The organism is Flavobacterium saliperosum (assembly GCF_900100625.1).
Classification (GTDB): domain Bacteria; phylum Bacteroidota; class Bacteroidia; order Flavobacteriales; family Flavobacteriaceae; genus Flavobacterium; species Flavobacterium saliperosum.
The window spans coordinates 626,944-641,144 of the sequence record NZ_FMTY01000001.1 but is presented as its reverse complement, the minus strand read 5'-3'; the positions used below and the strand labels follow the sequence as shown (position 1 = coordinate 641,144).

Below are 14,201 nucleotides of genomic sequence, written 5' to 3'. Positions count from 1 at the left end.
TTGTTCAAACTGTAACCCTTTTGTTTATTCCGGATTTGCAATGGTTTTGTATAATCCCAACAGGGCATTCAGGTACCTGTTTTCTAAAATGATTTCGTTGAGTTGCGAACTGATTAGCGCATTTTCCCTGGAGTTGATGATAAACAGAGAACTTTCTCCCATTGCAAAGAGTCGGTCTTCCGCATTTAAAAGCGTGTTGTAGTCTTTTACCAAATTGGTATTGTAATCGCGTTGTTTTTCTAAGGAAATGATTTCCTGTTGTTGCGATTTGATTTTATTCTCCAGATTTTTTCGTTCGAATTGCAAACCAAATTCCGAGTCCTGAATTTTAAGGTCGGCCAGTTTAACACCGGCTCTTTCTTTTCTTAGAAATACCGGGAAGGAAAAATTCAGTCCGATTTTATAATCTTCAACACGATAATTATCGAAATAACCGGGTTCGGATAAATAGTTATAACTCAAATCCAGTTTGGGCAACAGGGAATTGGCTTTCAGTTTCCGGTCGACTTTCAACAGCGCGATTTTAGCATCCAAAGCTTTGATTTTCGGGTGATTGTCTAAAGTAATACTGCTTAGTTCGTTTATTTGAAGGGTTTCTTTAACGGTTTTGGAAAGTAAGGTTTCAGGTTGCAAATTGTCATTTAACTCAAGCGGAATGTTGTTTTCCATCCATAAATAATTGGATAATTCCAGTTTCGCCTTGGTCAGTTTTAATTTGGATTCTTCCAGATTTAACCGTCTCGTTTTTACCGCAATTCCTACTTCCACACTATCAATGGCCGGTTTGTCGCCTTCTTCAATTAATTTTGCCACCCCTTCGTATCGCGTTAAGGCATTTTTTAAATAGGTTTCATAAAGCAGTACTTCGTCAAAACTTCTTTTCCAATGCATGTAACTCAAAGCAGCGGCATAAATGACTTCGACAGCCTGTAGATTTCGTTCGGCGATGTTTAAATTTTGGGCAATTTTGGCTTTTCGGATATCGGCCATGCGTTGATTGATGAACAATCCCTGACCGACGGGTACCGAAATCCCTAAGGATGTGAGACCGCTGTTGGGTAAGGTGTTTTCCGGATTCACATACATGCCTTCCGCATTATCGAATCCCGCTTTTAGTTCAATGCCATACCAGGTCGGAATCTTAAAACTGCTGTTGAGCAACGAATAATAGTCCTTGTCTTTGAATCGTTTTTCATTGAAATCCACTTCAATTTTCGGATCGAAAGCGCCTCGTGCCTGCATTAAATTTGCCTGGGCTTCATTCAGTTTTAAATCGGCTTGTTTTACCAATGGATGGTATTTTTTCACATAACCCAAGAACTCATTGAAACTGAATTCGGTCGCGTTGTTTTGTCCGAGTAATTTTAAACTACTGCAAAGGAAAAGAAATAAATAAAACAGTTTCGGTTTCATTACTTTTTAGTGTTTTCAGTTGCTGTCGGTTGATAAAAGTTAGGTGGGAAACCATTTAAGGTACGCCAAATTTCAAACCAAATCGGCACATTGCCTAAAAGGGCTAATGTTTGGGTTCCGGCACCGATGCTTAATTGCTCCGGCCATTTTTTGTCTTTTGGGTCGGGTGCAATCAAAATTCGGTATTTGCCGTTCGGACTGATGAAATTTTCTTTGGCAACAATGATACCGCCAAACGTTCCGAAGGAAACACCCGGCCATCCGCTAAAGACTACCGTTGGCCATCCGTCAAACCAAACGCGGACTTTCTCCCCTTTGTTAATCAAGGGAAAATCAACGGGTTCTATGTAGGTTTCAACGGCAATTTCAAAATTGGCCGGCATGATGCTAACAACCGGTGTGCCTTCTTTAATGGTTTCGCCAATGCCGGATTGCAGCGCACGATTCACATACCCATCCTGAGGTGCGGTGATGTAATACATGCCATTTCTGATTTGGTAATTTTTATACTGGTTTTTCAGTTTGTTCACTTGAGCTTCGGTATCAAATTGGGAACTCAAAGCGGTTTGCTTGTCACTGCTGGCCTTAGCGTTCTTTTCAGCATATTCGGCACTGATTCGGTTCAGTTCCATTGTAGCGTTTAAAACCTCATTTTTACTGGCAATGTATTTGTTTTCCTGAGTGATGATTTTAGCTTCCGTTTCCTGCAATTTCATTCTTTTTTCTTCCACATCGGTCATGGGTTTCAAACCTTCTTTGTTTAAATTCACCGAACGGTTGAATTGTGTTTTCGCAATTTTCAGTTGTGTTTTCGTGGCTTCAAAATCGACACTGTCACTTTGTACTTTCAGATGCGCTTGTTTTAATTTGTTTTGGGCTTGCTTTAATTTTAGGTTTTTCTCGTTCTGAATCGCGCTCATTTGATTTTCCAATGCATTTACTTTATCCACATAAGAGAGCACCGCATTTTCTTTGGCTTTTACCTGATTTCCGGTGTTTTCAACCAAATTAGGATCCAGATAGTCTTCTTTAATTTCCGAAATGAATAAAATCGTGTCGCCTTTTTTTACGAAATCCCCTTCATTGATGTACCATTTTTCAATGCGCCCTGCAATAACCGTTTGTATGGTTTGTGGTCGTTGATTCGGTTTTAAGGTGGTCACATTTCCGGTTCCTTTAATGTTTTGCGTCCACGGAAGAAAAAGAAACAGCACAATAAGCACAACAAAAGACCAGATAATTTTACGGATTACCTTGTAGTACTTTTGCTCTTTAAAAATGGCAGTCGATTTGAAATCGTCAATTTTTATAAATTGGTCAATTCTGTTTTTTGTGATGTTGAGCATGATTTAAATAGCTTTAATTTCTCCTTTTTCCAAAAGAATCGTTTGTTTGCAAATTTGTTTCCAATGCTTGTTTTTACTGATTACAATCAATGTCCAGGGATGTTTTTCCTCGTTAAGGAAATCAATAATTTCTTTGCAGCTTTCTTCGTCGGATTTGTCCAACGGGTTTTCTAAAAACAACAGTTTCGGTTGGTTAATTATACAACGCGCCAATACGATTTTTTGAATCGTAGACGAATTGATTTGTTTTCCTTCCGAAGATATCTGCGTGTCTAATCCTTTTGGAAGTGCCTTAATGGCTTCGGTAAGTTTTAATTTTTCGATTAACTCAAAAACCGTATCCATTTTTATTTCCGGATTATTACACGTGATGTTTTCTAAAATGGTGCCTTCAAAGGGCATTTCATGGGCTGTGATAATACCTATTTTGGAACGGTATTCATCGGAAGAATATTTTTTATAATTGGTGTTGTTGATGAAAATACTTCCCGATGTTGGTTCAATCAGTCGGGCCAACAAACGCAAAAGGGTGGTTTTACCAGATCCGTTTTCGCCTAAAATTAACGTGTGCTGTTTGGGTTGAATGGAAATGTTCAGGTTTTTCAGGATTTCCTTATCCGATTTCGGATACTGAAACGCCACGTTTTCGGTTTCAATCGTAATTTTGTTTTTATCGACCAAATAGTTGGAATTCTGAATGTCTTCTTCCAATTCCATATCCACTACAGAGCCTAATTTTTCTAAGGAAGTCAATACGTCATAAAACAATTCCAATCCTGAGAATAATTTTTCAACGGCGGTAATGATGCTTAAAATGATAATTTCTGCAGCGACAAATTGCCCGATATTCATTTGTTGGTTAATCACCAATAATCCGCCAATAATCAATAATCCGGCTGTAATAATAATCTTAAAACCAGTTAATTGGATGAATTGTTTCAGTAAAACCTGAAAATGATTCTCTCTTTGTTTTAAGTATTCGCTAACCAGTTTGTCATTTTTATGTAGGGAAAAATTAAAGATCGCATTGCTTTTGAAACTTAAGTGATTTCGAGCAATTTCCTGCAACCAGTGCGCAATTTTATATTTGTACTTCGATTCTTTTAAACTGGTTTGTAAGCCTAAATTAAAGTTGATTCTGAAAATCAGGTACAACAACAAAAGCAGAATGATGCCGAAGAAGATAAAAAACGAATGGTATAGGGAAAGCAATACGATTCCGAAAAAAATCTGTAAAGCTGCGCCCGAAATATCCAATAGTAATTTTGAAAATCCTTTCTGAACGGTTAGGGTGTCGAAAAAACGATTGGCTAATTCCGGAGGATATTGGTTGTGTAGCTCGCTGAACTTTATTTTAGGAAAGCGGTAGGCAAATTCAAAGGAGGAACGCACGAATATCTTTTGTTGTAGATTTTCGGTAATTCTGAATTGCATGATTTTTAACAAACCAACCAAGGCCACTCCAATCACCACCACTAAGACTAAAACAATCCATGAGGTGCTTACCTTTCCCGCCTGAATAAAGTTTATGATCGACTGGATTCCAAGCGGAAGCGATAAACTGATTAATCCTGCAATAATCGAGTACAGAAAAATTTGGTAAATATCCTGTTTGTCAATTATAATGAGGTTTTTAAATCTTCTTAAAGGTGTCATAGTAATATTTTTTTTGCCATATCGGTGTAGAAATCGGTTGCGCAATCTTTCTCTGATAGATTGGTGATCGTTTTTAAATGATTTTTTAAGAAATGTTGGTGTAAGGCGCCTTCAACAATACTTGAAGCCAGACTTTTAGCAAACGGATACTCGGGATTGACTTCTTTTATGATTTCTATAATACGATTGATTACTCTTTTATAAACCAAAAAGAAGCCTTCTTTGTTTTCGTTGTCCACTTCTTTGGTCATCAGGGTTTTGGTGAACTCTTCCACGATGATTCGGTTCAGGATTTCTTCATTAATGTGCGGAGTCGCATGGTCGTCTGCCACATTTTCGGTTACCAGTTTAATTGCTTTTTCCAATTTTTCAACCGGATTTGCAATGTTTGTTGTTACAAAGACCATTCGATATTCCATCCACGACCAATACCAAGATGTCAGGTACACCAAAAGTTTGTGCTTGTTTTCAAAATAGCGGTAAATGGAACTCTCATTGGATTGTATTTTTTCGCCCAACTTTTTAAAAGTAAAGGCTTCAAATCCAATTTCATCCATCAACAGAATGCTGTTTTTTAAAATATTCCGTCCCAACTCCGAAGTTTCCGGGTCCTTTACGTATAATTTTTCGTTGATGGTTATTTTTAAATTCGATAGTAAGTTTTGCATATTTTGATATTTAATAATGCAAATATAATAGTAATACTATCAATATGTAAAAGTTTAACTTTTGTTTAGAAAAAAAGTATCTTAAAATCACTTTTAAGATAGCCTCTTTTATTTTTTGAAACCACTAAGTTACTCCTGAATATAGGTTTTGTTTCCGTTGGAATTGATGTAATAGCGTCCGCCTCTCGGGCCGGTATATACTTTTTTCCCGTTGTACTCCCCGGTAACCCGATCCGCTACTTTAGGTGCTTTTTCATTACTTGGGGTTTCTTTTGTCTTTTTTGCCGCTTTTTTTGGGGTGGTTTTAACTTTAGCGTCATTTTTTTCGGTTAACGCTCCGGCTTTGGTTTTAACTTTTTTAGCGGTTTTGTCTATTTTGGCTCCGGTTTCTTTGGCTACCTTTGCCGTTTTGGCTTCTACCTTTTTAGCTGTTTTTTCCGCTTTTTCCGCTACTTCCTTCGTTTTTGTTTTCGTTTTTTTAGCCCCTTTTTCTAAGGCCGCTTCCGTTTTATCGGCCACTTTTTCGGTTTTCGCTTTAACTTTTCGGGTGGTTTTCTTAACGGTGGTTTCCTGTGCGGAAAGACCCCACGTGAACGCTATGCTCAAACATAGCAGGATGAATTTTTTCATACTTCGGTAAATTATTGATTGTCAGTATAAATGTATGAAAAAAAACGGCAAAAACCGACAATTAAAAATAGGCTCTTAATTGGATACTTCCGGTGTGGATGGCTTTACTCGTTTCGCTTTTTCTGCCCTGATAATTCACGTTCACATCAAGGTATTGTGTTAAATTTTTCTGCAATAACAAACGCCAGGTCAGGTTTTCGCCAGCCTGCAATCCTTCCAGCATCTGAAATGCCACTGCCGATAATTGGTTTCCGTCAAACCTGTTTTTGTAAAACGAGAACTCGCCGTTTGCCGTGAATTTCTTTTCCGAGGAATAGGTAAAAGAGGTGCCGAATCGCTGCTGGTTTAAAGCTTCCATCGCATTGATGGTATTTTCCTTGTTCTGAAATTCGTAAAAAAGATCCCAACTGGCATTTTGTGAAAACAAATAAGAGATTTTCGGCCCCAACTGATAGCCTTTCAAATCAAAGTTTTTACTCGGATAATTTTCGGAAGTTACCGTGTTTAAAATGGTTTTTCCATGGAATCCGAAGAGCCAGAGTTTCTGAACCAAATGCGCATACTGGAACTGATGGGAATCATTCCGGCTTTCCTGGGACCCTGCCGAAAGTAAGATTCTTGTATGATTGGTAAGGTACGTATAGGTTACGGAGTGATTTTGCTTTCCGCGATTGTAAAAGAAACTGTTCCGGAAGGTTGCATTCAATCCCAAGAGGTTTTCATCGCTATAGGAAAACGGATTCAAATCAAAATTATCGCCCTGACGCAGTATTTTCCGGTCCATCATGAAAGAAGTCTGATTGTAGAAATAGGAGAGTATTTTTCTGAAATCGGTTTCGTTCTGCCACTGCAACGGGTTTAAGGTTACCGATTGCGAGAATTTATTCTGATGGGTTTTTACGAATATCTGATTGGGCAGAAACACACGCACATATTTCGCCTGATCCGGAAACGGAGCGACTTCAAATTCCTGCAATTCCTGAATGCCATTGCCGTTGTAATCGTTCCAGGTGTAAACGCCCTGTCCGGGTTCGACTTCCAGATAGGTGAATTCCTGTTGCGGAATCGTTCCGGAAGTGGTTTCGTAGGCTGTAGAAAGTTGAAGCAGTTGGTTGAAAAAACGGTCGTTGTACAATAAACGGGAATTCAAAGAAGGTTCCTTCGGACGGTTGGTGTCTTCAAACGTCAGGTTTCGGTAATTCACAAATAACGACAAATCGCTTTTTTCCGTCTGGATTAATTTGGATTTCAGATAGTAGGAATGGGAAGTGCTGACTTTCTGAATGAAACCGTTTTGTAAACTGTCGTTTGAACGTTGCAGATAGCCGATTTCAGTGTACACTTTCGTACTGTCGCCACGACCAATGAACGCTCCGAATTCTTTGTAACGCTGACTCAATGCGGAAAACTGATTGGTTGCTTTTATTTTCTCCTCATTGTCTTCCAATCGGATACTGCCGCCAATCCAATTTTTCTTAAAATGGTATTTTGTTTGGGTCTGACTTCGGATGAAACGCGAATCGGCATACGTTCCGTCACTTTTTAAGGCGCTGTTGTTGTTGGAAAAAGTCCAATTTTGTAATTTGTAAAAACCATCCAAAACATGTCGGGTTCCCGAAAAACTTTCCGAGAAGTCGAGTTTTTCCAGCTGATATCTTGTAAATCCTTTGTTGGGTAAAGTGAAATTCACTCCGGAAATCAGCAGACTTTGGTCACCCAACGGGTTCGTCAAATTCCAGTCGCGGTTAAATTCAATGGTAAAAAGGCGTTCGATGGTTTTGAATTCTTTCTGTACCAGCTGATAATTGGCAAACGCATCCACATGCCATTTTCCGGTGAAAAGGCGTTGTTTTGCATTGATTTTTCCGGCAATTCCCTTGTTGTCGTTGTCGTCTGCCGAAGAAAATAAATTTTTGTCGTTATTGCTGATGCCGATTTCAAAATCAACATTCGTTTTCTCACCCGGATTGTATTTTCCCAAAACGGTCGCAATCTGAATTTTCGTTGGCGGAACCAAACGGGTAATCGGTTCGAAATTTCCCTGCGGAATGCCGGCCACGGGTGCCACATATTCGTAAATACGCCCCACGGCCTGATTGCTGACCAAAATATAATTGCCCTGATTGTTCCCGACCAAGGTGAATTTCACATTGAAGAGCACATCGGTTGGATTGTTCGAATACTCGAAAACTTCCACTGCGCCCACCAATATTTTCCTGTACAAAATCTTATTCTCGGAATAACTGTCTTCGTAAGCGGAAGGTGCGGTCATCAAATCCGGATTATCTCCCGCCTGGACTAAAATCTGTGCCTGTTCCGCAGAAAGGTTTTGCTGTAACGGTTGGTTTTTGACGTCGTTTTCGGAATAGACGAATCCGCCAATGCTCCATGTTGAACGCTCGTGGGTGACACCGCCATACGTCACGAATCGGGTATAACTTCGGTCGGAATATTGGTATTCGACATTGATTCGCATTTCGGAGGTTATCGGAAACAAAGATGTAAACCGAAGTTCCCCGGCATTGTAATCAATCACATAATCGTTGTTTTCCCCGCGTTCCAGCAGAATTCCGTTGACAAACACCCGTTCCGAACCGGAAATGACCAAAACATACAATTCGCCATTCGGACCCTTCAGTTTGTAGGGGCCCTGATTGCCTTCCTGTCCGGTAAACGTGCTTCGGGCATATTGTCCGCGAACGATGGCGCCCGCTGCAAAGACATCGGTTTTACTTTCCGGTTTGCCAAAGGTGAAATGCGTCGACAAACCCTGTACTTTTTTATTGAAGTTCAGAAAGCGGGACTGCCGGTTTTCCAGAAACAAATCTCCGGCACGAATCGCCCATTTGTCTGAATACAATTCCACGAAAATCTGATCGAATTCATCCAGTTTTTGCGAATAACCGCCTTCCTGTAACGGAATGTTGCTGTCCTGTAAGGAAGCGCGCAGACTCACTTTTTCCGATATTTTTCCGGTAATTTGTAAATCCAGATTCGAATTCACCACCGTATTCTGATTGTTACCCACAGTTACGCCACGGGTAATGCTTCCCGAAGTACTCAGTCCGTCAAAAGGTTTGAAAACGGAAATGGGTTCGCGGGAAATCCGGTATAAATTTTGTCCGGCTTCGTTGCTTACAACGCGACTTTTATCGTAAATGCTGTATTTTTTGGTAAGGTATTCGGGAAATTTGAGATAACGAACGGTTAGGGTGTCGTTTGATTGAAAATTATTCTTGAAAACCAAGGTGCCTTTCTGGAAATCGACTTGGTAGAAAGTGGTGTCGATTTCGTTTCCGGATTGGTCCAGAAGTTTGAAAAATTCCTTGTTGATACTAATGCTGTCAATCGCAACCGGATTTTCGGAAACCGTAATTTTTTTGGATTGATATGGCGTTTTCGTTTCCTGTGCTGTGGCGACAGAAAGACAAAAGAAAAAAAGGAGTAAACACGCCTGTTTCAACATAACTACTATAACTCGGAAATACCAAAAGTAGTGTAATTAATTGAGAAATTCTTTTCAGATCAAATCAGCGTAAGCAGATAGCCTAAAAGCGAACCGCCCAAAACCACCCAAACGCTGTTGATTTTCCGGAAGCCAAAAGTGATAATCAGACTTAAAATGGCAATTAAAACGGTTTTCCATTCCGTTACCGCATCTTTTCCCATCGTAAAACAAACTACGATAATCAAAGCCACAGAAGCCACATTCACCGCATCCAGAAAGGAAGAAAAAAGAACCGAATCCCGCATTTTTTTTACGAGAGGATTCAGCATTGCCACAAAAACAAATGAAGGTAAAAATATTCCGATAGTCGCAACCAACGCCCCAATGCCGCCATTAATCTGATAGCCGATAAAGGTTACGGAAGAAAAAACCGGTCCCGGTGTAAATTGTCCCACTGCAATGGCATCGATTAAGGTTTGTCGCGGTAAAATACCGGTTTGCACCAGTTCCGAATCCAGAAAGGCGAATAGGACATACCCGCTTCCATACAAAATGGCGCCAATTTTCAGGAAGATGAAAAAGAGTTTGCTGTTGGCAACCGCCAAAAAGCCAATCGAAGCAATGCTTTTGATTTCGTTTTTGGAGTTTCTGAGGTATCGGATTCCTAAAGCCAATAACCCACATCCGAAAAGAACGATGACTTCATTTGCGCCTAAAAAAGAAGCGGTTAAAGCAAGTAGTCCGATGCCGATTAAAAAATTGGATTTTAGGGAAGATTTCGCCAACGGATACACCGCCGAAAGAATGATGGCAATAATCGCGGGTTTGATACCGTAAATAAACGGTTGGATTTCGGGTAAAGTACCGTATTCTTTGTACAGCCAGGCAAAAAAGAGCGTGATGAAAACCGCCGGAAGAATGAAGCACAATCCGGCCAGCAGTAGTCCTTTCCAGCCGCCTTTTTCTTTACCGAGGTGGATGGCAAGTTCGGTGCTGTTCGGTCCGGGAATCAAATTCGTGGCGCCGACCAGGTCGAGGAAATGGGCATCGGTCATCCAATGGCGTTTTCGAACGACTTCATCGCGCATCATGGCAATGTGTGCTGCCGGTCCGCCGAAAGCAATCAGCCCCAGTTTCAAAAACAATTTTCCGATGTCTTTCAGCGAACCTGGTGGCATCTTTATTCTTTGGTTACCAACTGCATCGTTTCACGGCTCATTTGTTTCACCAAAACCGTTTTGTCTTTTTCCACCATTTTGATGGCTTTGTCGGTAAAATGACGAATGGTGTATAACGACACGTTTTCGTTATAGGAGATTTTGAATTTCTTAGCCAGGATGTTTCTAAGTTCGTTGAAATTACCGAATTTATCTTCGATACAAACAGAGAAACTGATGGCCGTATTCTGAATCAGACTCACTTTAACTTTGTATTTGTGGAACAACGCGAAAATTTCACTGATATTTTCTTCCATGATGAACGAAAAGTCAATCGAAGAAAGCGAAAGCAGTAATTGGTTTTTCTTTACTATGAAACATGACGTTTGCGGTTCCAGATGCGCACCTTTCGAAATACTGGTTCCCGGTAAAAGCGGATTTATGAACGACTTCACATACAACGGAATCTCCTTGCTTTGCAACGGTTGTAGCGTTTTCGGATGAATTACCGAAGCGCCGTAAAAGGCCAATTCAATCGCTTCACGGTAGGAAATCTGATTCAATAACGTGGTGTTTTCGAAATAACGTGGATCGGCATTTAAAACCCCGGGAACGTCTTTCCAGATGGTTACGCTTTCCGCATTCAGACAATACGCGAAAATGGCCGCGCTGTAATCGGAACCTTCACGTCCTAACGTGGTGGTGAAGTTGTTTTCATCGGCACCCAAAAATCCCTGAGTGATATTTAATACTTTCTTTTTTACGTTTTTGGAAATGGTTTTCTGTGTGGTTTCCCAATCCACAATCGCATCACGATAGGTGTTGTCGGTTTTGATCAGGTTTCTAACATCTAACCAGTTGTTTTTCAGTCCGACATGATTGAAATAATGACTCAGAATAGTCGTGGAAATGATTTCCCCGAAACTCACAATCTGGTCGTACACGAAGTTGTAGTTTGGCGATTTGTTGGAATTTAAGAAGTATTCCAAATCGGCGAAATGCTTGTTAACGGCACTAAAAACGGCGCTTTTTTCATCGTCGAACAAGTCCAGTAAAATCTGATTATGGTATTTTTTGACTTCCTGAACCGAAGCATTCAATTCGTTGGATTTTTCGAAATAGTTTTTAATCACGACCTCCAAAGCGTTTGTGGTTTTCCCCATAGCCGAAACTACCAGTAAAACATCTTCGTAACCCACTTGTTGTAAAACGCTGTACACGTTTTTGATTCCATCGGCATCTTTTACGGAGGCGCCTCCAAATTTAAAAATTCTCATGTTGTTTAAAATTCCAATCCTTGATTTAAGGATCAATCTCAAAATTTAAAATTCTCAGATTTTGTTGTTGAATATAGTTAGTTGTCGTTTAGAAAAGTGATAATTCCGTCTTCGGTCATTTGTACCACTCTCCAGTCGTCCAGAATTTTAGCACCTGATTTTTCGTAGAAATCAATGGCGTTTTGGTTCCAGTCCAATACGTTCCATTCGATGCGTCGGACCCCATCGGCTTTGCCCTGTTTCATGATTTCGGTGTATAAGGCCAATCCCAATCCGGTACCGCGCATTTTCTCTTTTACGATTAAGTCTTCAAGATGAATGGTTTTGCCTTTCCATGTTGAATAACGATAATAATACAAAGCCATTCCAACGATTTGACCCTCAACTTCCGCTATAAAAGTGTGGAAAAGCGGATGGTCGCCAAAACCATCGCGCACCAAATCGGAAACGGTAACTACCACCGCATCGGGTTCTTTTTCAAAAATTGCCAGTTCCCGAATCAAATCAAGTACTGCCGGCATGTCGTCTTTAGTTCCTCTTCGGATAACCATGGTTTATTTTTTCTTTTTCTTGGTTGTTTTTTTGGCTACTGTTTTTTTGGCAGTTTGCTTTACATACGGCTTGTACAAACCGTCTTTTTCAGCTCTGGCTTTGGCTTCGGCAGCTCTTTCTTTGGAGTCGGGGTGGGAGCTTAACATTCTTTCAATGAATGAGGCTTCTTTTCCTTCGCTCAATTTGGCCAATATGTTAAAAGCCGATTCCACCGCATTCACATTGTAGCCGTGGCGTTTCATGAAATCGTAAGAATAGGTGTCAGCTTCCGATTCCTGTTTGCGACTGTGTTTGCTGTCAATCAGTGCGTTTCCGATTTTACCCAGCTGGCTGTCGGTAACGGCGGCAACTTTATTCGATTGCGATGCGGCAACGTCAATCAAAGCTTCTTTTTTATAGGCGGCCTTAACGGCGTCTCTCGAATCGTGATTGGCCACGTGTCCGATTTCATGTCCGATTACCGCTAACAATTCGTTGTCATCCATGATGTCCATCAGTCCGGCATAAACGCGCACACTTCCGTCGGCTGAAGCAAAGGCATTCACTTCTTTCAGTTTGTACACTTTGAAGTTTAGGGCCAATCCGTTTTCCGTCGCGTGTTTTCCGAAAACTTTTTTCAATCGGATGGCGTAAGGGTCTTTGTCATCGGCTACCGGATTTTCCTTGTCCATTTTCGCGATGGCATCTTTGGATAAAGCAGCGGCATCCGAATCACTGAACGTAAAACCGGTTACGCCTTTTTGAACGGCGCCTAAAGCCTTTTCGCTTAAATTTATTTGAGCCTTTGCGGTTTGTAATCCCAAAACGGCTGTAATCAGTACAAGAAATGATGTTCTTTTTTTCATGGGGGTAAATTAGAGATAAACAGATTTATCGTTATTTTTATATTCTTTTTAACTCAATATTATTTGACAACGATGCTTTATAAGTCAAAAATATGATTAATATTTGCAACTGCAAAAACGACACACTAATAATGAAAGATCGCAACAAAACTTTAGGTGAATTTATCATCGAAAAACAGGAAGAGTTTAAGTATTCTTCGGGAGAATTATCACGAATTATCAATGCCATTCGTTTGGCAGCCAAGGTGGTGAACTATAAAGTGAACAAAGCCGGATTGGTGGATATCGTGGGTGCAGCCGGAGAGCAAAATATTCAGGGTGAAGACCAACAGAAATTGGATGTGTATGCGAATGAGGTTTTTATTCAGACACTGATTAACCGCGAGATTGTATGCGGCATTGCTTCCGAGGAAAATGATGATTTCATAGCCATTCACGGAAAAGCCGGAGATGACAACAATAAATATGTGGTTTTGATGGATCCATTGGACGGTTCTTCGAATATTGATGTGAATGTTTCCGTAGGTACTATTTTTTCGGTTTACCGAAGAGTAACGCCAATGGGAACGCCGGTGACACTGGAAGATTTTTTACAACCGGGCGACCAACAGGTGGCAGCAGGTTATGTGATTTACGGAACATCAACCATGTTGGTATACACTACCGGTCATGGGGTAAACGGATTTACGTTGAATCCCGCCATCGGGACATTTTACCTGTCGCATCCGAACATGAAATATTCCAAAGACGGTAAAATCTATTCGGTAAACGAAGGAAACTATATTCATTTCCCGCAAGGCGTGAAAGACTATATCAAATATTGTCAGATGGAAGAAGGCGACCGACCGTATACTTCGCGTTACATCGGTAGTTTGGTGTCCGATTTCCACCGAAACATGATTAAAGGCGGTGTTTATATTTACCCGACGAGTTCCAAAGCGCCCAACGGGAAATTGCGTTTGTTGTACGAATGCAATCCGATGGCCTTTATCGCGGAACAGGCCGGCGGAAAAGCGTCTGACGGCTACGGAAGAATCATGGAAATCCAGCCAACCGAATTGCACCAACGCGTTCCGTTCTTCTGCGGAAGCGAGAACATGGTGGCAAAAGCGGAAGAATTCATGGCGAAATATAAGTAGTTACTAAGCTGCGAGTTACTAAGTACCTGAGTCGCTAAGTTCTAACAAAATAAAGGAGTAAAAAATCAAT

General features: G+C 40.6%; 11 protein-coding genes. 1 reads left to right on the top strand and 10 read right to left on the bottom strand.

The genetic code is table 11. The features are described 5' to 3' along the window. Positions 1-24 precede the first annotated feature (24 nt). The 10 genes from BLQ05_RS03050 to BLQ05_RS03005 form a co-directional block, all read right to left on the bottom strand. Complete coding sequence (locus BLQ05_RS03050) at positions 25-1,413, bottom strand: TolC family protein (protein ID WP_035653980.1); 1,389 nt, start codon at positions 1,411-1,413, stop codon at positions 25-27. Then, entirely contained in the window at positions 1,413-2,759 is a 1,347-nt protein-coding gene (locus tag BLQ05_RS03045) for an HlyD family secretion protein (RefSeq protein WP_023575658.1), read from the bottom strand. The genes BLQ05_RS03050 and BLQ05_RS03045 overlap by 1 nt, the downstream gene beginning before the upstream one ends. A 3-nt stretch (positions 2,760-2,762) precedes the next feature. After that, positions 2,763-4,415 (bottom strand): peptidase domain-containing ABC transporter, encoded by a 1,653-nt coding sequence (locus BLQ05_RS03040; RefSeq protein WP_035653978.1) that lies wholly within the window; start codon positions 4,413-4,415, stop codon positions 2,763-2,765. Beyond that, positions 4,412-5,083 carry a TetR/AcrR family transcriptional regulator gene (locus BLQ05_RS03035; RefSeq protein WP_023575656.1) on the bottom strand — a complete coding sequence of 224 codons (672 nt, stop codon included), beginning with the start codon at positions 5,081-5,083 and terminating at the stop codon, positions 4,412-4,414. Before BLQ05_RS03035 ends, BLQ05_RS03040 begins: the two co-directional genes overlap by 4 nt. Positions 5,084-5,212: 129 nt before the next feature. After that, the gene (locus BLQ05_RS03030) at positions 5,213-5,713 is read right to left on the bottom strand and encodes a hypothetical protein (protein ID WP_023575655.1); all 501 of its coding nucleotides are present in this window, start codon (positions 5,711-5,713) and stop codon (positions 5,213-5,215) included. 61 nt (positions 5,714-5,774) lie between these two features. Further along, a complete protein-coding gene (locus BLQ05_RS03025; protein ID WP_023575654.1) occupies positions 5,775-9,179 on the bottom strand; it encodes a hypothetical protein in 3,405 nt (1,134 codons plus the stop codon). 59 nt (positions 9,180-9,238) lie between these two features. Beyond that, positions 9,239-10,339: a chromate efflux transporter gene (gene chrA, locus BLQ05_RS03020; RefSeq protein WP_023575653.1), complete on the bottom strand. Its 1,101-nt coding sequence runs from the start codon at positions 10,337-10,339 to the stop codon at positions 9,239-9,241. A gap of 2 nt (positions 10,340-10,341) precedes the next feature. Beyond that, complete coding sequence (locus BLQ05_RS03015; RefSeq protein WP_023575652.1) at positions 10,342-11,595, bottom strand: aspartate kinase; 1,254 nt, start codon at positions 11,593-11,595, stop codon at positions 10,342-10,344. A gap of 77 nt (positions 11,596-11,672) precedes the next feature. Next, positions 11,673-12,146, bottom strand: a complete 474-nt coding sequence (locus tag BLQ05_RS03010) for a GNAT family N-acetyltransferase (RefSeq protein ID WP_023575651.1) — start codon at positions 12,144-12,146, stop codon at positions 11,673-11,675. A 3-nt stretch (positions 12,147-12,149) separates the two neighbouring features. After that, positions 12,150-12,992 carry a M48 family metalloprotease gene (locus BLQ05_RS03005; RefSeq protein ID WP_023575650.1) on the bottom strand — a complete coding sequence of 281 codons (843 nt, stop codon included), beginning with the start codon at positions 12,990-12,992 and terminating at the stop codon, positions 12,150-12,152. 131 nt (positions 12,993-13,123) lie between these two features. On the opposite strand from BLQ05_RS03005, the gene fbp reads away from it, so the two are divergent. After that, a complete protein-coding gene (fbp, locus tag BLQ05_RS03000; protein ID WP_023575649.1) occupies positions 13,124-14,131 on the top strand; it encodes a class 1 fructose-bisphosphatase in 1,008 nt (335 codons plus the stop codon). Positions 14,132-14,201: the final 70 nt, after the last annotated feature.